The sequence below is a fragment of the Novosphingobium sp. genome, assembly GCF_032093395.1.
In the GTDB taxonomy this organism is placed as follows: Bacteria; Pseudomonadota; Alphaproteobacteria; order Sphingomonadales; family Sphingomonadaceae; genus Novosphingobium.
Genome location: NZ_DAMDBA010000018.1, coordinates 33,768 through 52,255 on the forward strand (window position 1 = coordinate 33,768; position 18,488 = coordinate 52,255).

Annotated in this window: 20 protein-coding genes; 10 read left to right on the plus strand and 10 right to left on the minus strand. The window is 66.0% G+C overall.

Annotated elements, in window-relative coordinates; translation table 11 throughout:
• Positions 1 to 3: 3 nt before the first annotated feature.
• Together RT424_RS08930 and otsB are read right to left on the minus strand one after the other, a co-directional pair.
• On the minus strand, positions 4 to 1,818 hold the full coding sequence (locus RT424_RS08930) for a glycoside hydrolase family 15 protein (RefSeq protein ID WP_313436554.1): 1,815 nt from the start codon (positions 1,816 to 1,818) through the stop codon (positions 4 to 6).
• Positions 1,815 to 2,645 (minus strand): trehalose-phosphatase, encoded by an 831-nt coding sequence (gene otsB / locus RT424_RS08935; RefSeq protein WP_313436557.1) that lies wholly within the window; start codon positions 2,643 to 2,645, stop codon positions 1,815 to 1,817. Before otsB ends, RT424_RS08930 begins: the two co-directional genes overlap by 4 nt.
• A gap of 276 nt (positions 2,646 to 2,921) precedes the next feature.
• Between otsB and RT424_RS08940 the strand changes: the two genes are divergently transcribed.
• The 6 genes from RT424_RS08940 (at position 2,922) to RT424_RS08965 (ending at position 6,618) form a co-directional block, all read left to right on the plus strand.
• Positions 2,922 to 3,674, plus strand: a complete 753-nt coding sequence (locus RT424_RS08940; protein ID WP_313436560.1) for an HAD-IIB family hydrolase — start codon at positions 2,922 to 2,924, stop codon at positions 3,672 to 3,674.
• 19 nt (positions 3,675 to 3,693) lie between these two features.
• Positions 3,694 to 4,251, plus strand: a complete 558-nt coding sequence (locus tag RT424_RS08945) for a hypothetical protein (protein ID WP_313436563.1) — start codon at positions 3,694 to 3,696, stop codon at positions 4,249 to 4,251.
• Between the two features lie 99 nt (positions 4,252 to 4,350).
• Positions 4,351 to 4,809, plus strand: a complete 459-nt coding sequence (locus tag RT424_RS08950; RefSeq protein ID WP_313436566.1) for a DNA starvation/stationary phase protection protein — start codon at positions 4,351 to 4,353, stop codon at positions 4,807 to 4,809.
• A gap of 162 nt (positions 4,810 to 4,971) precedes the next feature.
• The gene (locus RT424_RS08955) at positions 4,972 to 5,592 is read left to right on the plus strand and encodes a 6-phosphogluconolactonase (RefSeq protein WP_313436569.1); all 621 of its coding nucleotides are present in this window, start codon (positions 4,972 to 4,974) and stop codon (positions 5,590 to 5,592) included.
• A 29-nt stretch (positions 5,593 to 5,621) separates the two neighbouring features.
• Positions 5,622 to 6,095, plus strand: a complete 474-nt coding sequence (locus RT424_RS08960) for an NUDIX domain-containing protein (protein WP_313436571.1) — start codon at positions 5,622 to 5,624, stop codon at positions 6,093 to 6,095.
• The gene (locus RT424_RS08965) at positions 6,088 to 6,618 is read left to right on the plus strand and encodes a GNAT family N-acetyltransferase (RefSeq protein ID WP_313436574.1); all 531 of its coding nucleotides are present in this window, start codon (positions 6,088 to 6,090) and stop codon (positions 6,616 to 6,618) included. Before RT424_RS08960 ends, RT424_RS08965 begins: the two co-directional genes overlap by 8 nt.
• Before the next feature lie 131 nt (positions 6,619 to 6,749).
• Here RT424_RS08965 and dinB read toward each other — a convergent pair whose 3' ends face one another.
• On the minus strand, positions 6,750 to 7,871 hold the full coding sequence (gene dinB, locus RT424_RS08970) for a DNA polymerase IV (RefSeq protein WP_313436577.1): 1,122 nt from the start codon (positions 7,869 to 7,871) through the stop codon (positions 6,750 to 6,752).
• 90 nt (positions 7,872 to 7,961) lie between these two features.
• On the opposite strand from dinB, the gene RT424_RS08975 reads away from it, so the two are divergent.
• Entirely contained in the window at positions 7,962 to 9,221 is a 1,260-nt protein-coding gene (locus tag RT424_RS08975; RefSeq protein WP_313436580.1) for a multidrug effflux MFS transporter, read from the plus strand.
• 33 nt (positions 9,222 to 9,254) lie between these two features.
• On the opposite strand, the gene RT424_RS08980 is transcribed toward RT424_RS08975, so the two are convergent.
• The 6 genes from RT424_RS08980 to crtY form a co-directional block, all read right to left on the minus strand.
• On the minus strand, positions 9,255 to 9,404 hold the full coding sequence (locus tag RT424_RS08980; RefSeq protein WP_021232111.1) for a lmo0937 family membrane protein: 150 nt from the start codon (positions 9,402 to 9,404) through the stop codon (positions 9,255 to 9,257).
• A gap of 299 nt (positions 9,405 to 9,703) precedes the next feature.
• Positions 9,704 to 10,687 (minus strand): phytoene/squalene synthase family protein, encoded by a 984-nt coding sequence (locus RT424_RS08985; RefSeq protein WP_409521462.1) that lies wholly within the window; start codon positions 10,685 to 10,687, stop codon positions 9,704 to 9,706.
• A gap of 48 nt (positions 10,688 to 10,735) precedes the next feature.
• Complete coding sequence (locus RT424_RS08990; protein ID WP_313436587.1) at positions 10,736 to 11,332, minus strand: TIGR00730 family Rossman fold protein; 597 nt, start codon at positions 11,330 to 11,332, stop codon at positions 10,736 to 10,738.
• A gap of 3 nt (positions 11,333 to 11,335) precedes the next feature.
• A complete protein-coding gene (locus RT424_RS08995; RefSeq protein ID WP_313436590.1) occupies positions 11,336 to 11,788 on the minus strand; it encodes a hypothetical protein in 453 nt (150 codons plus the stop codon).
• Positions 11,785 to 13,263, minus strand: coding sequence for a phytoene desaturase (locus RT424_RS09000; protein ID WP_313436593.1), 1,479 nt, complete (start codon positions 13,261 to 13,263; stop codon positions 11,785 to 11,787). The genes RT424_RS08995 and RT424_RS09000 overlap by 4 nt, the downstream gene beginning before the upstream one ends.
• The gene (gene crtY, locus RT424_RS09005) at positions 13,260 to 14,459 is read right to left on the minus strand and encodes a lycopene beta-cyclase CrtY (RefSeq protein WP_313436596.1); all 1,200 of its coding nucleotides are present in this window, start codon (positions 14,457 to 14,459) and stop codon (positions 13,260 to 13,262) included. Before crtY ends, RT424_RS09000 begins: the two co-directional genes overlap by 4 nt.
• Before the next feature lie 74 nt (positions 14,460 to 14,533).
• Here crtY and RT424_RS09010 point away from each other — a divergent pair, with 74 nt between their 5' ends.
• Positions 14,534 to 15,076: an N-acetyltransferase family protein gene (locus RT424_RS09010; RefSeq protein ID WP_313436599.1), complete on the plus strand. Its 543-nt coding sequence runs from the start codon at positions 14,534 to 14,536 to the stop codon at positions 15,074 to 15,076.
• Between the two features lie 116 nt (positions 15,077 to 15,192).
• The gene (locus RT424_RS09015) at positions 15,193 to 16,047 is read left to right on the plus strand and encodes a MipA/OmpV family protein (protein WP_313436602.1); all 855 of its coding nucleotides are present in this window, start codon (positions 15,193 to 15,195) and stop codon (positions 16,045 to 16,047) included.
• 128 nt (positions 16,048 to 16,175) lie between these two features.
• Here the strand turns inward: RT424_RS09015 and RT424_RS09020 are convergent, their stop codons facing one another.
• Entirely contained in the window at positions 16,176 to 16,766 is a 591-nt protein-coding gene (locus RT424_RS09020; RefSeq protein ID WP_313436605.1) for a uracil-DNA glycosylase family protein, read from the minus strand.
• Positions 16,767 to 16,938: 172 nt separating this feature from the next.
• Here RT424_RS09020 and RT424_RS09025 point away from each other — a divergent pair, with 172 nt between their 5' ends.
• Positions 16,939 to 18,303 (plus strand): FAD/NAD(P)-binding protein, encoded by a 1,365-nt coding sequence (locus RT424_RS09025; RefSeq protein WP_313436608.1) that lies wholly within the window; start codon positions 16,939 to 16,941, stop codon positions 18,301 to 18,303.
• The last annotated feature ends 185 nt before the right edge of the window (positions 18,304 to 18,488 follow it).

An 18,488-nucleotide genomic window follows, 5' to 3' on the forward strand; every position in this document is an offset into this window, starting at 1 on the left:
GCTTTAGCGCCAGTCCCGCCAAGACCGGGACAGCTGCCCGGCACAATTGATGATACCTACTAGCGAATAGGTCTGCGGAAAGTTCCCCCACAGCTCGCCCGTCTCGAAATCCATGTCCTCCGACAGGAGCCCGGACCGGGTGCGGTGATCGAGCATGGCTTCGAACAGGCGGCGGGCTTCCTCATCCTCCCCGCTGCGGTGGAGCGCCTCGATCAGCCAGAACGTGCAAATGTTGAAGGCCGTTTCGGGAAGGCCGAAATCGTCCTCGCTGTCGTAGCGCAGCATGTGCTCGCCCCGGCGCAACGCCTTCTGAACGGCCTGGAGCGTGGCACGAGAGCGCGGATCGTCCGCTTCCAGATAACGAAGCTCGACCATCTGCAGGAGGCTGGCGTCGAGCTGCGATCCACCGAAGGTCGCCGCATAGTGCCCACCGGCGCCGCCATCGTCGAAGTCCGGCCCGTCCACCTCGTGCCAGGCGTGTTCGTCGATATGTTTGCGCACGGTGGCGGCGCGCTCGCGCCAGATCGCCGCGCGATCTTCCAGGCCCAGGAACTCGGCGGCATTGGCCAGGCGGTCGCAGGCGGCCCAGCTCATCACGCTGGAATAGGTATGCACCGCCGTGCGCGTGCGCAGCTCCCAGAGTCCGGCGTCGGGCTGGTCATGCGTTTTCCAGGCCATCTCGCCGACCTGCTCCAGGCTGGCGAAATCCTCCTTGGTGGCAATCCGCAGCAGGCGCTGGTCGGAGAAAGCCTGGATCGCAGGCAGGACGATCTGCCCGTAGCAGTCGTTCTGCACCTGGTAATAGGCCGCGTTGCCGATCCGCACCGGCCCCATGCCGCGATAGCCGGAAAGGTCTGGGGCTTCCCATTCGATGATCTCGCGCCCGCCGCTGACCGCATAGAGCGGCTGAATCGCGCCGCCTTCGGCATCGTCGACGATGTTGCGCAGATAGGCGAGGTACTTTTCCAGCACGTCCAGCGCACCGAGATGGTTGAGCGCCTGCACCGTGTAATAGGCGTCGCGAATCCAGCAGTAGCGATAGTCCCAGTTGCGCTGGCTGCCCGGCGCCTCCGGGATCGAGGTGGTGAGCGCGGCGACGATGGCGCCGGTTTCCTCGTGCTGGCAGAGCTTGAGCGTGATGGCGGCCCGGATCACCGCGTCCTGCCAGTCCAGCGGGGTGGCAAGGCCACGCACCCAGAGGCGCCAGTAGTCGCCGGTGTGGCGCAGCATCGATTCCATCTGGTGTTCGATATCGCCGGCGAAGGGCTCATCCGGGCCGAGGAAGAAGTGCTGGGCGCCCTCCAGCCGGTAGTAGCGTTCGTCCAGCACATAACCGATCGGGGCATTGGTGGTGAGTCGCAGCGTATTGCGTTCCACCAGGTAGCGGATGTGGTTGGAGCCGCGCGTGATCGTCGCCAACTGCGCGCCGTAGCCGCTCATCGGCGTCAGTACCGTGCGGATGCGGGGCGAGCCGCTGACGGGGCGGACGATGCGGGCATAGGCGACCGGGCGATAGGTACGGCCCGAGCGCTCGAAGCGCGGGCAGAAGTCGATCACTTCCACCACGCCGCCCCGGTCGTCTTCCAGGCGCGTGATCAGGATCGGCGTATTGCGCGAATAGCGCTGGCTGACCGAAACCTGATTCTCCAGTTCGAAGCGCCAGGTGCCGGCGTCCTGCCCTTCCGGACCGCGCAGCAGGGCGCAGAACGTGGGATCGCCGTCCACCCGAGGCACGCAGCCCCAGACGAGGGCGCCACTGGTGTCGATCAGGCCGGAGACCTGGCAATTGCCGATGGGCCAGAGTTCGAGCGCGCTCATACCGGGCTGTTCTCCTTCTGCGGATTGGAATCTGGGTCGAGGGCTGCGGCCAGCCAGGCGTGCACATCCGCTACGCCATCCAACCGCCAGCGCGCGTGGGTCTGCCGCATGGGGCCAACGAGTATACCCGCGCCATCCAGCGCGTTCACGGCGGCGAAGGCGTCTTCATCGGTAACGTCGTCGCCCACGAAAATCGGGCGCGCCCCGGCGAAGGTGGGTGTCTGCATGAAGCGTTCGACCGCGCTGCCCTTGTCGGAACCGGGCATGGAAAGCTCGATCACCTGCTTGCCGTGCTTCATCTTCAGCCCGAATGCCTCGCCCGTCTCGCTCGCGCGGGCGAGCAGGGCGGGGAGCACCTCGGGATGACCGCGGTAATGGACCGCGATGCTGAACGGCTTCGGTTCCACCAGAAGGCCATGTTGGTCGGCAAAGGCGCAAAGGCCTGTCACCACTTCGGCAGGAAGCGGCTGGGCGAGGGCATGGACTTCGCGGCTGCCTGCCGGTCGGAATTCGCCGCCGTGTGAGCCGGCGACGGCCACCTCCAAAGTCCCGAGCAACCCTTCGAGCGCATCGAGCGAGCGGCCGGTGACGATCGCGAAGCGGCCATCGAGCCGCTGCGACAGGCGAGCGATCAGCCCCGGCAATTCCGGGGGCACGAACACGCCGTCTGGGTGGTCCGCAATCTCTACCAGCGTACCGTCGAAATCGAGGAACAGCGCGTCGGCAGTAGGCGCCAAAAGGGGGGGCGCCAGAAGGGGAGGAAGCGGCAGATCGCGCGGAATTGCGCCATGTTCCGCCAGCGAGTGGGCTTCGCGTGGATCGGTCATTGCGTTCAGTCTTGCACCTTCGAAGGAGGATGGCCACCCCTCTTGCGGCGAAACTTGCGCCGGATCGGCCGAATGATGCAGTGCAACGAACGGTTCTCGCAACTGTTCCGGACAAAGAGCCGCAGCGAGCGCCATTTCGGAGGCAACTCCTTGCAGCTCAGGGAATTTTCCGCACGTTTCGCGGATTTTGTCATCGTATTGGTGCAGGAACACGATTTCCTTGTTCCGGCTTTGGTGGCAGGGCCGCTGACACACGCAAATGCGAGAAGGCAGGAAATGAAGCAGATCGTAGCGTTCGACCTCGATGGAACCCTGGCGCTGAGCAAGCAGCCGCTGACCGACGAGATGGCGCAGCTCATGGCCGCGCTGCTGGAAGTGGCGCAAGTTGCGGTGATTTCCGGCGGCGACTGGCCGCAGTTCGACAAGCAGGTGGCCAGCCGCCTGCCCGCCCATGCCGATCGTTCGCGGCTCTGGCTGATGCCCACCAGCGGCGCCAAGCTCTATGTGCACAAGGAAGCAGGCTGGACCCCGGTCTACGCCGAACTCTTCACCGACGAGCAGAAGCGCGAGATTCTGGATGCTTTCGACGCCTCGCTGGCCGCCACGGGCTTTACGCCGGAAGAGACTTGGGGCGAACGGATCGAGGATCGCGGTAGCCAGATCACCTTCTCGGCGCTGGGGCAGCAGGCGCCGCTGGAAGCCAAGGAAGTGTGGGATCCGGACTTCGCCAAGCGCAAGGTCATCCAGGCCGATCTGGTGAAGCGCCTGCCAGGCGTCTCGGTCAATCTGGGCGGCGCCACTTCGGTGGATGTCACCCAGCCCGGCGTCGATAAGGCCTGGGGCCTCAAGCGCCTGGCCGAGCACAGCGGCGTGGCCGAGGCGGACATGCTGTTCATCGGCGACGCCATCTTCCCCGGCGGCAACGACTATCCGGCCAAGGCCATGGGCCTCGACACCATCTGCGTGCGCGACCCCGCCGACACCGCCAACGTCATCGCCGCCATCGTCGCCTGCCAGAAGGCGCGCTGAATATCGGTCGCGGAGACGGATGCCCGCGTTCTATCTGACCTTGATCGCAGTCCTGCTTGCCGGTTTCGGCGGGCGGGACCAGGCGACGATCGCCGGCCTGACCGCACGGCAGGGGCAACGGCCGGGGGTACTGCTGGTGGGACTGCTCTGTGCCGGCCTGACCGCTGCTTTCGCGGCCTGGCTGGCCGGGATCATGCTCGCTCAGTTGCCCCCGCCGGCGCGCGCCATCTTCGCAGGGATCGCGCTGGGGCTGGCAGGGCTCGAATCCATCCTGTTCGTGCCGAAGCGCCGCCCCGCCGAGCCGACGAACTCGCTGGGGGCGCTGCTGCTCGTGCTGCTGGCGGGCCAGCTTACGGACGCGGCCCGCTTCGTGGTTTTTGCCCTGGGCGTGGGCATGGCGGCGCCGCTGGCGGCGGGTGCCGCAGGCGCCGTGGGCGGCGCGATCCTGGGAGGCGCGGCCTGGGCCGCGCCACAGATTCTCGATGGCGCGGCGGCGCGCCGGGTTCGCCGCGCCATCGGTCTTGTGCTGTTTCTGGCAGCCCTCATTCTGTTCCTGCGGGAATTCTCGATACTCTGATCGAAAAATGATGGCGAACCAGGGGTTCAAATCCGCCTTCATAAATCTACATAGTTCAACGAATAGAAGATGCCATCCAGCAACAAGGGGACCATCGGCATGACTTCCAAGGACAATTCCAAGGCCGCTCTGATCGACAGCCTGAACGGGCTGCTCGCGGATACCTTCGCGCTTTATATCAAGACCAAGAACTTTCACTGGCATGTCCGCGGCCCGCAGTTTCACGACCTGCACCTGCTGTTCGACACCCAGGCGACCGAGATTTTCGGCCTGACCGACCTGATCGCCGAGCGCGTGCGCAAGCTTGGCGGCACCACTCTGACATCGGTGGGTTCGATCGCCGCCAAGACCTCGATCAAGGACGAGGACAATACCCGCCTCGACGCGCTGGCCATGGTCAAGGAGCTGTTCGAGGACAATTCGGCCTACGTCGCGTCGCTCAAGTCGACCAAGGAACTGGCGGGCGAAGCGGGCGACAACGCCACCGACGGCATCATCGACGACTGGACCGACCAGGCGGAACAGCGCGCCTGGTTCCTGCGCGAAATCATCGCCTGATCACTGCATCGGGGCTCTTCCCTGTGAGCCCCCATACTGCCGGCGCGGACACGCTGTCCCTTGCGGGGCCGCTCCGGTGAAGAATGGCGTCGCTCCCTTGCTGGGGCGGCGCCTTTCCTTTCACTCTCGCGCAGGCGGCAAAACCGTCCTACTGTCCGCGCCATGCCCAAGCTCGAAATCATCGAAGGCGCCGACGACAGCGCCATTGCCGTATGGTTCGCGGAACGCCTCAAGGCGGCGCTGGCGACCAGTCCCGAGGACATCGCCGTTACCGTGCCCGGCGGCTCCACGCCGTTTCCGATCTTCGACCGTCTGGCGGCCATGGATTTGCCTTGGCACCGCGTCGCGATCTGGCCGGGCGATGATCGCATCGTCGACGAAGACCATCCGGCCAGCAACGTCGGCAAGATCCGTGCCCGGCTGGAACCCGTCGGCGCGCAGATCGTGGCGCTGAGCGAAGACGCGCAGCCGCCCCACTTTGCCATCGCCTGGCTCGGCATGGGTGGTGACGGGCACATCGCCTCGCTGTTTCCCAACACCGACCCGCAAGCGGACGATCCTTACCCAATCCGTCGCCTCACTCCCGATCCGCTGCCGCCGGAGGCCCCCTTTGATCGCCTCAGCCTCACCATTCCGGCCCTGACCGACAGCGACGAGATCGTCTTCGTGATTCGCGGCGCAGACAAGCGCGCGGTATTCGAGGCGGCGGTGAAGGGCGAGCATGACCTGCCGGTCGCCCGCCTGCTGCGCGCCGCCCGGCACAAGGTGACGTGCTTCTGCTAAGCACCTTGCTAGGCTCAGTCTTGGGCCCTGTGCTGCACCGCCTTCCGGCGCCTCTGCACCGCAGGCTCTATCGGCTGGCGCATTGGTGCCGCAAGCAGGTCTGGCGGATCTGGCAGCCCAGCCTCCATGGCGTGCGGGTGCTGGCGCTCGATGCCGAGGGCCGCGTGCTGCTGGTGCGCCATTCCTACGGCTCCGACAAGTGGATGCCCCCCGGCGGCGGCCTCAACCGCGCGGAAGAGCCTGTCCCTGCGGCCGAACGCGAACTGCTGGAGGAAACCGGCTGCCGGCTGGCCGAGGCGCGTTTGCTGACGGTGGCCACCGAGGATCTGGTCGGCGCCAGCAACCATGTCCATGTCGTGGCCGGGCGAACCGACGACAGCCCGCGCGTGGACGGACGCGAGATCGTGGAGGCACGGTTCTTCGCCCTCGACGCCTTGCCGGAGCAGATGGCGGCGCGCCTTCCCGCCGAAATCCGGCGATGGGTGGCGGACTATCATGGCTGATGGGCCGACCCTGGAGACGCAGCGCCTGCGATTGCGACCGCCCGTTGCAGCCGATTTCGAGGCGATGCGGCAGATGTTCCGCGACCCGCGCGTCACGCAGCATATCGGCGGCAGCCCGCTCCCCCGCGCCGACGCCTGGGTGCGTTTCCAGCGTGACGTGGGGCATTGGACGCTGGAAGGCTTCGGACAGTTCACGGTGCTGGAGAAGGCGTCCGGCCGTTATGTGGGCAAGCTCGGCCATGCAAGGTTCCTGCGCGACCTGGGGCCAAGGGCGGAAGCCGAGATCGAGATGACCTGGACTCTGGCATCGGGATTTCATGGTCAGGGCTACGGCTTCGAGGCGGCCTGCGCGGCCTTGGACTGGTTCGATGCGCTGGGTCCGCAGCGCACGGCCTGCATCGTCGCGGAGGCGAACCTGCCTTCGCTGCGGCTGGCGGCGAAGCTGGGATTCCGGGAGATCGATCGCCTCTCGGGCGCCACGGGCTTGCGGATCGTGCTGGCACGCGACGCTCCGAAAGAGTGAAACGTTCGTCACCCGGACTTGATCCGGAACCGCTGGCCGGGAACAGCCCACCTCTCGGCAGGGCGCTATCACGCAAGCTATTGCCTCAAGAACTGCCAGCGGTCCCGGATCAAGTCCGGGACGACGTGAGTTCAAAGTAGCGGCAATTGCCCATCTTTCGATGGGCGACTGTCCTGCTCTCCCCGTTCCAGTGCCGAAAGCGTCAGGCCCATAAGCCGGATCGGTTGGGGAAGGGGCAGCAGTTCTTCCAGCAGGACCTGGCCCAGTGCCGCGAACTCCGCCTTGTCGGCCACGAAATGATGTACCGAGCGCGCGCGGGTGAGGGTGGTGAAATCGGCATAGCGCAGTTTCAGGGTGACCGTGCGGCCGCGTGCCTCGGCGCGCTCTATGCGGTCCCAGACGATGTCGATGATATTGCCGAGCGTTTCGCGCAGCGCCTCGGTGCCGTGGATGTTCTCGAAGAAAGTCCTCTCTCCGCCCACCGACTTGCGGGGCCGGTTGGCGCGCACTTGCCTGAGGTCCACGCCGCGCGCCGCCTGGAAGAGATACTCCGCGAAGCTGCCGAACTGGGCGCGCAGGAAAGCTATGTCCTTGGCCCTGAGGTCCGCCCCGGTCTCGATGCCCAGCCGGGCCATCTTCTCGGCGCCGCGCGGTCCCACGCCGTGAAAGCGCCGCACCGGCAGTCCGGCCACGAACTGGGCGCCTTCTCCGGGGCGGATCACGCAAAGGCCGTCGGGCTTGTTCTGGTCGCTGGCCAGCTTGGCGAGAAACTTGTTGTAGGAAACCCCGGCGCTGGCGGTGAGGCCGGTTTCCGCCTTGATGCGGCGGCGGATTTCCTCGGCGATGCGCGTGGCGGAACCGATGCCCCGGAGGTCCGCCGTCACATCCAGGTAGGCTTCGTCCAGGGAGAGCGGTTCCACATGGGGGGTATATTCGTGGAAGATCGCGCGGATCTGCTGGCTGACCGCGCGGTAGACCTCGAAACGCGGCTTGCGGAAGATGAGGTCGGGGCAGAGCCGCGCCGCACGGGCGGAAGGCATGGCCGAGCGGACCCCGAACTTGCGCGCTTCGTAACTGGCGGCGGCCACTACGCCGCGTAGCGACGAGCCGCCCACGGCCACCGGCTTGCCGCGCAGCGCGGGTTCGTCACGCTGTTCCACGCTGGCGTAGAAGGCGTCCATGTCGACATGGATCACCTTGCGCAGACCGTCCGCCTCCTCCCCGTCAGCCGATTCGGTGTCGTGCGATGCCATCGGGGCGATATAGGGCGAATCCCGCCGAAAGCGCCATCCTGAGCGCGAAAATGCTGGTCAGTGCCCTGCAAGTGCTGCAATGCGCCGGACATGACATCCGACACAGCGAATCCCGCACCCTTTCCGATGCGGGGGGTCGAGTTCGTCGTCCTCATGGCCGCGCTGCAGGCTCTCCAGGCGCTCTCGATCGATATCATGTTGCCCGCCCTGGGGGAGATCAGCCACGATCTTGCGGTTGGCGATCCCAATCAGCGTCAGCTGATCGTCGGCGTGTTCCTGATCTGCACGGGGCTTGGCTCGCTGTTTCCCGGCGCCATCGCGGACCGTTACGGACGGCGGCCGGTGCTGCTTTTCGCCACCATCGCCTATGTCCTGAGCGCACTGGCCTGCGCCGTGGTCACCACCTTCCCCGCGATGCTGGCGGCGCGCGCGGTTTCCGGGCTCTGTACCTCGGCGCTGATGGTCATGCCGATGACGGTGATCCGCGACCGCTTCGAGGGCGACCGCATGGCCAGCATGCAGTCGTTGGTGTCGATGACGTTCATGGTCGTGCCGATGATCGCGCCGATGGTGGGTCAGGGGGTCATGCTGGTGGCCGGCTGGCGCTGGATTTTCGGCCTGATCGCGGTGCTGGGCGCCTGTGTCTGCGTGTGGACGGCCTTGCGCCTGCCGGAGACCTTGCATCCCGACTATCGCCAGGAAATTCGCCCGAAGGTGATCGCCACCAACATGGCGCTCACCCTGCGCACCCGCGAATCCGTGGGTTACCTGTTCGGCGTGGCTTTCGTGCAGGCAGCGATGTTCGGCTATATCAACAGCGCCCAGCAGCTGGTGGCCGAACATTTCGGCGCGGGCTTCTTCTTTCCGGCGGTGTTCGGCGGCATGGCGCTGGTCATGGCTTCGACCAACTTCGTCAATTCGCGCATCGTCCAGCGTTTCGGAGCGCGTCGTGTCTCGCAAGTGGCGCTGTTCGGCTACATAGCCAGTGCGGTGATCCACTTCCTGATCGCGCTGCGGGGCGAGACGCTATGGGTGTTCATCCCGCTCATGACGTTCTCGATGTGCATGATGAGCTTCATCGGCTCGAACTTCCAGTCGATCGCGATTCAGCCCTTCGCCCGAACGGCGGGCGCGGCGGCCTCGATCATGTCGTTCGTGCGGATGGTGATGGGGTCGGTGCTGGGGGCGATGATCGGCCAGGCCTATGACGGCACACCGCGCCCCATTCTGGCGGCGATGGTGGTGGCGGGGCTGACCGGGCTGATTTTCGTGCTCTATTCAGAACGCGGCAAGCTGTTCCGCCGCCTCAACTATCCGCCGGGCTATTACGCGGCGGGCAAGCGGCCCTGAGGCGTAAGGGGGGCATGAAAGCCCCCCTATCCGCTAGACGGCTCGGCCGCCGCGGAACAGCTGGACCAGGCCCACGACGATGGCGATTACCAGCAGGACGTGGATGAGCGCACTCGAAACGTGGAACACGACGAAGCCGAGCAGCCAGAGGACCAGAAGCACGGCGGCAATGGTGAAGAGCATGGTGGTTCTCCCTTATTGTTACGAAGTGTAAACGCGCGGTCGCGAAGGAGGCTCCCAACCTTTCGCCGTCGTTTCATAACCTTCCGGCGGATTGCGGGTTTTCGGGCGCGAGTTTTGGGGCCCCATCGCAGTGCTTGCCGCGAAACCCCATCGTCATCCTGAACTTGTTTCAGGATCCATCTCGCCGATGGAGCCGCCGTCGATGGTCAGGAACGGATCCTGAGCCGAAGGCGAGCGCAGCTAAACGAGTTCAGGATGACGTGTTCGGAATGAGGGCGTTTTGCGAAGAGGCTACCGCCTCAGGCCTGCGCCAGCGCCCTCAATTCGCGCCTCGACAGCACCGGACGGGACGCTTCGTGCTTCGGTTCGCTCGCCGTGCGGGCTTCCTCCAGCGCCGTCCAGACATGGCTGAGCTTCTCGCCACGGCTGGTGCTTACCCGGTGGTCCCAGGCATGCGCGCCCAGCCGCTCGACCTCGCGGGCGATGCCGCCGTAGATGTTGGCGGCCGAAAGCACGGCCCAGCGCTGACGAAAGGCCAGCCGCGTCGCCCCCACTCGCGCCGAAGCCTCGTAGTCGCGGGCCAAGGCGCAGGCGCGGGCGACCATCGGCACCAGCGCACCGCGATAGTGCGGCTTGGTGACTTCGCCTGGTGGAATGTCAGCCTCGCTCAGCCATTCCACCGGCAGGTAGCAGCGGCCATGGGCGTCGTCTTCCCAGACGTCGCGCACGATATTGGCGATCTGGAAGGCGATGCCGAGGTCGCAGGCGCGGTCCAGCGTGTCGTCGTCTTCGGGTGCCACGCCCATCACTGCCGCCATCATCACCCCGACGGCGCCGGCGACGTGGAAGCAGTAGCGCAGCATGTCCGCTTCCGAACGCGGGCGCCAGTCGGCGGCATCGAGCGCGAAACCGGCGAGGACGTCTTCCACCATCGCCGGTGTCAGCGGCACTTCGCGCATGAGCTGGCCCAGCGCGTCGAACGCCGGGGTGCCGGTGGTTTCGCCCGCCATGGCCAGTTCGGTGAGCGTGCGGATCGTCGCCAGCCGGTCTTCGGGCGAGAGCCGGGTGCCGAGCCGAACCGGACCGACGGCATGACCATGGTCCTGCTCGTCGGCGATATCGTCGCAGGCGCGGCACCAGGCGTAGAGCAGCCAGACCCGCTCGCGCGTCTCGCGATCGAACAGGCGGCTTGCGGCCGAGAAGCTCTTCGATCCCTTGCGGATCGAGCGGTGCGCCTCCTTCACGAGCCGCGCCCGGTCCAGAGCCTTGCCGCTCCTGATCACACCGTTCGTAGCGGTTTCGAGGAGAGTATCAGCCGCCACCCGAAATCCTCACAGCGTGCTGGCGTCCATGCGGACGATCGGGACGATCGGCTCGTGCGCTTCCATGCGTTCGAGCAGGAGGTCCAGTTCGGTTTCGGCCAGGATGATGCCCTGGTGGGCAGGGCGGACGAAGCCGACTTCGGCCATGTGGCGGTTGAAGGCGAGCAGTCCGTCGTAGAAGCCGAAGGAATTAAGTACGCCCACCGGCTTGTCGTGATAGCCGAGCTGGGACCAGCTTACCGCTTCCCACAGCTCGTCCATGGTGCCGACCCCGCCGGGCAGGACCAGGAACCCGTCCGACAGGCGGGTGAATTCGGCCTTGCGCTCGTGCATGGTCTTGACGACGTAAAGCTCGGTGCAATCGTGGTTGGCCACTTCGCCGCCCTTGCCGTTGGCGCCGGTCAGCGCCTCCGGGATCACGCCGATCACTTCGCCGCCCTGTTCCAGAGCGCCGGAGGCCACTGCGCCCATCAGGCCGAGGCGACCGCCGCCGTAGACCACGCCCAGGCCGCGCGCGGCAAGGGCGGCGCCCACGTCGCGGGCAAGCTGGACGTAGCGGGGATCGGCGGGGGTGGCGGAGCCGCAATAGACGGCGATACGTTTCATCAGTCAGGTAGCCTTCAATTGCACCCGCGTCCCATCCGGCAGATCGCGGGTCTGTCTGGCGAGGTCGCCGGTCAGGTAGATCAGGTCGACGAGGTCGATCCGGACCAGATTGTCATGCCCATAGTCGCCCGACAGGATTGCGGAAAGCGTGCGGCTGTAGACTTCCCCCATCGCGGTAAAGCCCAGGCGCTGCGTGGCGGCATCGACCAGCGCGTCGGCGCGCCAGATGGCCTGGGTTTCATCGAGGGCCATATGGGCTTGTGCCGCGGCTTCGTCGCCCAGGCGGTCCAGGCTCAGGAGGTCCGGATCGAGGTAGTGGAACGTGCCCGCGCGGTCGACCACCAGCAGGTGGCCCATCAGGCTCTGCCCGACGATCTCGGCAAAATCCACGAGGGTCCAGCCCCATGCCTGCCGGAGCGCATGCAGTGCCCTGGCTGGCTCCGCGACTACGGTCATTTCAGCCCTTCCAGCATGAGCTTTGCCGTCGCCTTGGCCGAGCCGACGACACCGGGGATGCCCGCGCCCGGATGGCAGCCCGCGCCCACCAGGTAGAAGTTCTTCAGCTTGTCGTCGCGGTTGTGGCCGCGGAAGTAGGCGCTCTGCGTGAGCAGCGGCTCCAGGCTGAAGCCGTTGCCGTTGTAGGCGCCCAGATCGCTCTCGAAATCGGGCGGGGCATAGTGGAACTTGGTGACGATGCGGTCGTCGATATCGGGGATCAGGCGGCGGCCGACTTCGGCCAGCACGCGCTGTTCAAGGATCGGGCCGGCTTCGTCCCAGTCGATCGGCAGCTTGCCCATGTTGGCGACCGGGACGAGCGCGTAGAACGTGCTCTTGCCGGCCGGCGCCATCGAGGGGTCGGTGACGGTGGGGTGATGAAGATAGATCGAGAAATCGCGCGGCAGCACGCCGTGCTCGAAGATGTCGTCCAGCAGGCCCTGGTAGCGCGGGCCGAACAGGATCGTGTGGTGCGGAATGCCCGGCCAGGTGCCTTCCAGCCCGAAGTGGACGACGAAGAGGCTGGGCGAGAAGCGCTTCTTCTTGAGCTTGTGCGCCATGTCCTGGCCGCGCTGGTTGCCGGAGAGCAGGTCGCGGTAGGTGTGCATGATGTCGCCGTTGCTGGCGATGGCATCGAAGCGCTGCTTCCAGCCGCTGTCCGTTTCCACTTCGGTGACCTGGTCGCCCAGCGTGTGGATCTGCACGACCTTTTCACCCAGGCGCAGTTCGCCGCCGAGCCGCTGGAACAGGCGGGCCATGCCCTGCGCCAGCTTGTTGGTGCCGCCGCGCGCCCACCAGACGCCGCCGTCCTTCTCCAGCTTGTGGATCAGGGCGTAGATCGCGCTGGTGGTCATCGGATTGCCGCCCACCAGCAGCGTGTGGAACGACAGCGCCTGGCGCAGGTGCTCGTCCTTCACGTAGTGGCTGACCATCGAATAGACCGAGCGCCACGCCTGGTAGCGGGCCAGTGCCGGGGCGGCCTTCACCATGCTGGAGAAGTCGAGAAACGCCTCATGCCCCAGCTTGACGTAGCCTTCCTGGTACACCCCGGCGGCATAGCGCACGAATTCCTCGTAGCCGGCCATGTCCTTCGGCGCGACGCGATCGATTTCCCGCCGCAGGGCCAGTTCGTCGTTCGAATAGTCGAACGTGACGCCGTCGGTCCAGTTGAGGCGGTAGAACGGCAGGACCGGCATCAGGTCCACGTCGTCGGCGATGTCCTGCGATGAAAGCGTCCAGAGTTCGCGAAGGGCGTCCGGATCGGTGATTACGGTAGGCCCGGCATCGAAGGTGAAGCCGTCCCGCTCCCAGGCGTAGGCCCGGCCGCCCACTTTGTCGCGCGCTTCGACCAGGGTGGTTTCGACCCCGGCGCTCTGCAGGCGGATGGCGAGGGCGAGGCCGCCGAAGCCGGCGCCGATAACGCAGGCCTTCCTCATCGCGACGCTCCCGCCAGACCGAGATCGCTGAGCGGATAGCCGCCCCCGGCCAGGCTGGCCATGGCCGCGCCCACCGGCACCGGCGGCTTGCCTGCCAGGACACGCGCCATGTCCGCCAGGCCCGGACGGCCCGCGTAGAAACGTTCGATCAGCCCCTCGGGCAGGGTGTAGAAGCGCTCAAGCACCGCCCGGCGTTCCTCCGGGCGTGCGGCCCCAAACAGCATGCGCGTCAACATCCGGTAGAAGCGCCCCCTGCGCCAATGATTTGCAGCCCATGCATGACTGGTCCTTCCTAGGCTGACGCCGGAGAGGTTGTCGAGAGCGGTGAGGTGCATGGCGAATCTAACTGCGTCGGGAAAGGAATAGGACGTCATCGGATTGACGAGGGCGGCGCGGGTTCCGGCACGCGCAACGCCGGGGTCGGCCGAAGCGTTCCAGAACCTGTCGAAATCGCCGCCGGCGATCACCGGCAGCACGCCGGTTTCCTCATAAGTGACGGAATCGACATGCCAACCCATGGAATCGGCATAATCCCCGATCCTCTGGCGCAGCACCGGCCGGTCGAGGGTATGATCGCTGGAATAGTAAGTGTCCTCGACGAAGACCTCGCGCTCGGAAAAGGGCAGGCAGTAGACGAAGCGATAGCCGTCGTGCTGGGGCACGCGCGCATCCATCACCACCGGGCGTTCCAGGTTGTGGGGGACGGACAAGTGCAGCATGCGGCCCAGGAACTTCTGCCATCCTCCGGTCAGGTGGGGCAGGCCATGGGCTCCGCGCGCGTCGATCACCGCTCCGGCAGCGATGCGCCGTCCGTCGGCTAGCAGCACGGCGTCCGGCGAAGCCTCGGCGACGTAGGCCCCGGTCAACAGCGAATCCGGGCCGAGCGTCGCCCGCACCAGGGCGTCGAGCCGGGCGCTGGTGACGCTTGCGTAGGGCGTCGACAGCAGGCGCGAATGGCCGGGAAAATGGACCGTGTAGCCGCTCCAGCGGCGGGCGATGAGCGGTTCGACCAGATCGCGGTGCTCGGGGGCCACGTCCGTCTCGAAGAACGACCAGACGTGGTCGCCACCCAGCCGCTCGCCCTGTTCGACCAGCAGCACGCGCACTTCGGGCCGATGGCGCGCCATGGCGAGCGCGATCAGCGATCCGGCGAGGCCGCCACCCAGAATTGCCAGATCGGAGGAAAATTGGGCCATGAAAATACCGTTTAAGGACAGGTTATGCCTGCCGCAACTTGGCAGGGCAGGGGCTTTACGGCATTGTGATGACAATGACCGATGATTTGACTGTCTGCGACGCTTCTATCGCTGATGCCGCAGCCATTGCCGAGATCTATGCGCACTATGTGCTCGAAAGTACCGCAACTTTCGAGACGGATCCGCCCGACCTTGCCGAAAGTGCGCGCCGTATCAAGGAAATCGTCGACAGCGGCTACCCTTTCCTCGTGGTCCGCGAGGAACCGAGCGGCCGGGTGATCGGGTTCGGCTTCGCCCATCGCTACGGGCCGCGCATCGGCTATCGCTACAGCGTGGAGACGACGATCTACGTCGCTTCGGACTGCATCGGGCGGGGCATCGGCGGGCGATTGCTCGGCACGCTCCTCGAACAATGCGAAGAGCGCGGGTTCCGGCAGGCTTTCGCCGTCATTGCGGAGAGCGAGCCGGCCTCGGTGGTGCTTCATGCACGCGCCGGTTTCCGGCCGGTGGGCACGCTGGACCGGGCGGGTTGGAAGCACGGCAAGTGGCTGGACGTCTTCATCATGCAGCGCCAACTGGGAGAGGGCGACCAGAGCCTGCCGGACCGGGCAGCATGAGGCGCGTGCAGAGGGTTCCCTGGATTTCCTAATTTTTTCAATCCACTTCGGCGATACCTAGGGTGCAACCCTTAGGGGTGGGATGCGTTGCGCGGGGAAACCTCATGAGGAACCCGATGCGCAACACCCTGATCGCCGGCCTGGTCGCCGGCGCCTGTATCTCCAGCTTTTCCGTCCCGGCCGCTTCGGCCCAGGAAGCCGCCCCTTCGGACAACGTCTACGAGCGGGACCACCTGACTATCGGCGTCGGCGCGATCTACGGCCCCAGCTACGACGGTTCCGATGACGAGGCGTTCTCGCCCGTGCCGCTGGTTCAGGGCCGTTACAAAGGCATCGAAGTCAATCCCCGCGCGCGCGGCGTGGCCTTCAACCTCATCCCGTCGAGTCGCGACGCCAAGATCGACTTCTCGGCCGGACCGGTCGTGGGCGTTTCGTTCAACCGCAACCGCCGCATCAAGGACGCGGTCGTGCGCGCCGCCGGCAAGCTGGACGCCGCCATCGAACTGGGCGCGACCGCAGGCGTAACCGTCAACCGCGTGCTCAACCCCTACGATTCCTTCACCGTCTCGGCAGATGTGAAATGGGATGTCGCCGGCGCCCATGGCGGCATGGTGTGGCAACCGCAGGTGACCTACATGACCCCGGTGAGCAAGGCGATGATCGTCGCCGTCAATGCCCGCGCGCGCCATACCGATGGCGACTATTCCCGCTACTACTACTCGGTGACGCCTGAGCAATCTGCGGCTTCCGGCCTGCCGGTCTATGAGGCGAAGAGCGGCTGGGACAGCGTGGGGATGGGCGCCCTTGTCGGCTACGACCTTTCCGGAGACTTGCGCGACGGCGGCTTCGCGCTGTTCGGCGTCGTCAACTACTCGGCCATGCTGAACAGCGGCAAGGACACGCCCTATACCTCTCTGCGCGGCAGTGCCGATCAATGGACGTTCGGCGCGGGCATCGCCTACACGTTCTAACTGTTTTTGAAAAAATGCCCGCAGGGGCATTTTTAAGGCGGCACCGGCCCACGCCCCCACCCTACCACCCGCAGGATACTACCGTTGGGTGGTAGGGTGGGGGCGTGGGCCGATGCCGCAAAATTTCTCTAGATCTCCGAAAGCGCCTGCCGGACCCGTTCGCGCAAGTCCGGCAGCATTTCGGCTTCGAACCAGGGATTTCGCGCCATCCACAGGCGGCTGCGCCAGGCGGGATGCGGCAGGGGAAGCAGTCCGCCCGGCGCCTCCCGCCACTGCCGCACCGCCTCGGTAAGGTTCGGCGCGAAACCGCGAGGGAGGTAAAGCTTCTGCGCATATTGCCCGACCAGCAGGGTCAATCGGATGTTCGGCAGGGCAGAGAGCAGCCGGTCGTGCCAGAGCGGCGCGCATTCGCGGCGCGGCGGAAGGTCGCCCCCTTTGCCCTTGCCGGGATAGCAGAAGCCCGCAGGTATCAGCGCGATTCCAGCAGGATCGTAGAACAGGGTCTTGTCGATCCCCATCCACGCGCGCAGCCTGTCCCCGCTGTCATCGTCGAAGGGAAGGCCGCTTGCATGGACCTTGCTGCCGGGCGCCTGGCTTATGATCAGCAAGCGCGCCTCCTCGCCTGCCTGGACGACCGGGCGCGGGCCTTGCGGCAGGTCGGCGCAGGCGCGACACTCGCGAATGGCGGCGAGGAGTTCCGGAAGGGAAGCAGCGTTCATGCCCCCTCCAGATGGAGAGCCGCCCGACGCGCTGCAAGCACCGTATGCCGGGCGCGTCAGCCGGTTTGTCGAAGGCCTGTGTCCGGAGTGTCATATTCTCAACCGCGACGGTTGATAAAGCCTGGGCGCCGTCGCTAGATGGTGCTTTCGAATACCGCAAGGGAGCAGCCAGTTGAATACTCAGAATGGAAACGGCGCGCTTCCCGTTGCGATCGTAGGGGCAGGGTTCAGCGGAACCCTGCTGGCGATCAACCTCCTGCGCAACGGCGTGCGTGTGGTCCTGATCGAGCGCAAGGACGCCCAGCTTGCCAAGGGCCTGGCATTCGGCACGCGCTGGCCCGAGCATCTGCTCAACGTGCGCGCTGCCAACATGAGCGCCTTCCCGGACGATCAGGCCAATTTCCTGCGCTGGATCGGACATAGCGGCGACGAGCAGGCGAACCGCTTCGTCCCGCGCCTGTCCTATGGCCTCTACTTGCGCGAACTTCTGATCCGGGCACTGGCCGAAGCGGGGCAGAACGCTCTCATCGTCAATGCCGAGGCTTGTTCCACGCGCTTCGAGGACGGCCGCGTCGTCGTGGAAATGTCGGACGGAGACGAGATTGAGGCCCGCGCGCTGGTACTGGCGCTGGGCAATTTCCCGCCTTCGCCCCATCCCGTGCTGGCCGCCATTCCCGAGGATCGCCGCTTCACCGACCCCTGGCAGCCGGGCACGCTGGAGAAGATCGACGAGATCGATCACGTCCTGCTGATCGGCACCGGCCTTACGGCTGCCGACATGGTGCTCTCGCTCGACAAGGCCGGGTTCAGGGGCAAGATCACCGCGCTTTCGCGGCGCGGGCTCAAGCCCTTGGCCCATGCGGAGAGTGGTCCCTCGGTGAGCTACGTCCCCGCCCCGGAAGAGCGCGGCTCGCACCTCGTGCGCCGGGTGCGCAATCGCGCTGCCGAGATCGGCTGGCGGGCCGCCGCAGACGAATTGCGCCCCCACACCCAGAACCTCTGGCGCCGCCACGACGAGGCCGGGCAGCGCCGCTTCCTTCGCCATGCCCGCCCCTATTGGGACGTCCACCGCCATCGCCTGGCGCCGGATGTGGCAAGGCGCATCGCCGAGATCGAGGCGGAAGGGCGGCTGGAATTCGTTGCCGGAAAGCTCGTCGGCGCGGAACCGACCGAGCGCGGCGTTTCGGTGGTCTATCGCCCGCGTGGGCAGGACAATCTCGTGCGGCTGGAAGTCTCGCGCACCATCAATTGCACCGGACCCGAGGGCGACCTGATGCGCAGCGGGGCGCCGCTGGTGAAGGATCTGCTGGCACAGGGCAAGGTGCGTTCGGATGCGCACCGGCTTGGGCTGGACGTCGATCATCTCGGCCGGGTGCGCGATGCGGAAGGCGCGCCGCAGGATACTTTGTTTGCAGTAGGCCCGGTCACCAAGGGCGAGGCCTGGGAGATCGTGGCGGTGCCGGATATCCGGCGGCAGGTGTGGAACCTCGCGCGCTATCTGGCGGATGCGCATTGGGTTGGGGGTGAGGGGCTTTAGAGGAAGGGAAGACCCGGGGGATGATCCCCCGGACCCTCGGAATGTCCACCTTGCGCGCTACCTATCCGTTGTACGCTCCCTGCGGCGCAGCCATTATGTCTCCCGACGCAGCCATGGGCGCACTATGCAGTCGGTCCGCGTGACCTAGACGGTAATGGGGGTGCAGGGGGTGTTGACCCCCTGCT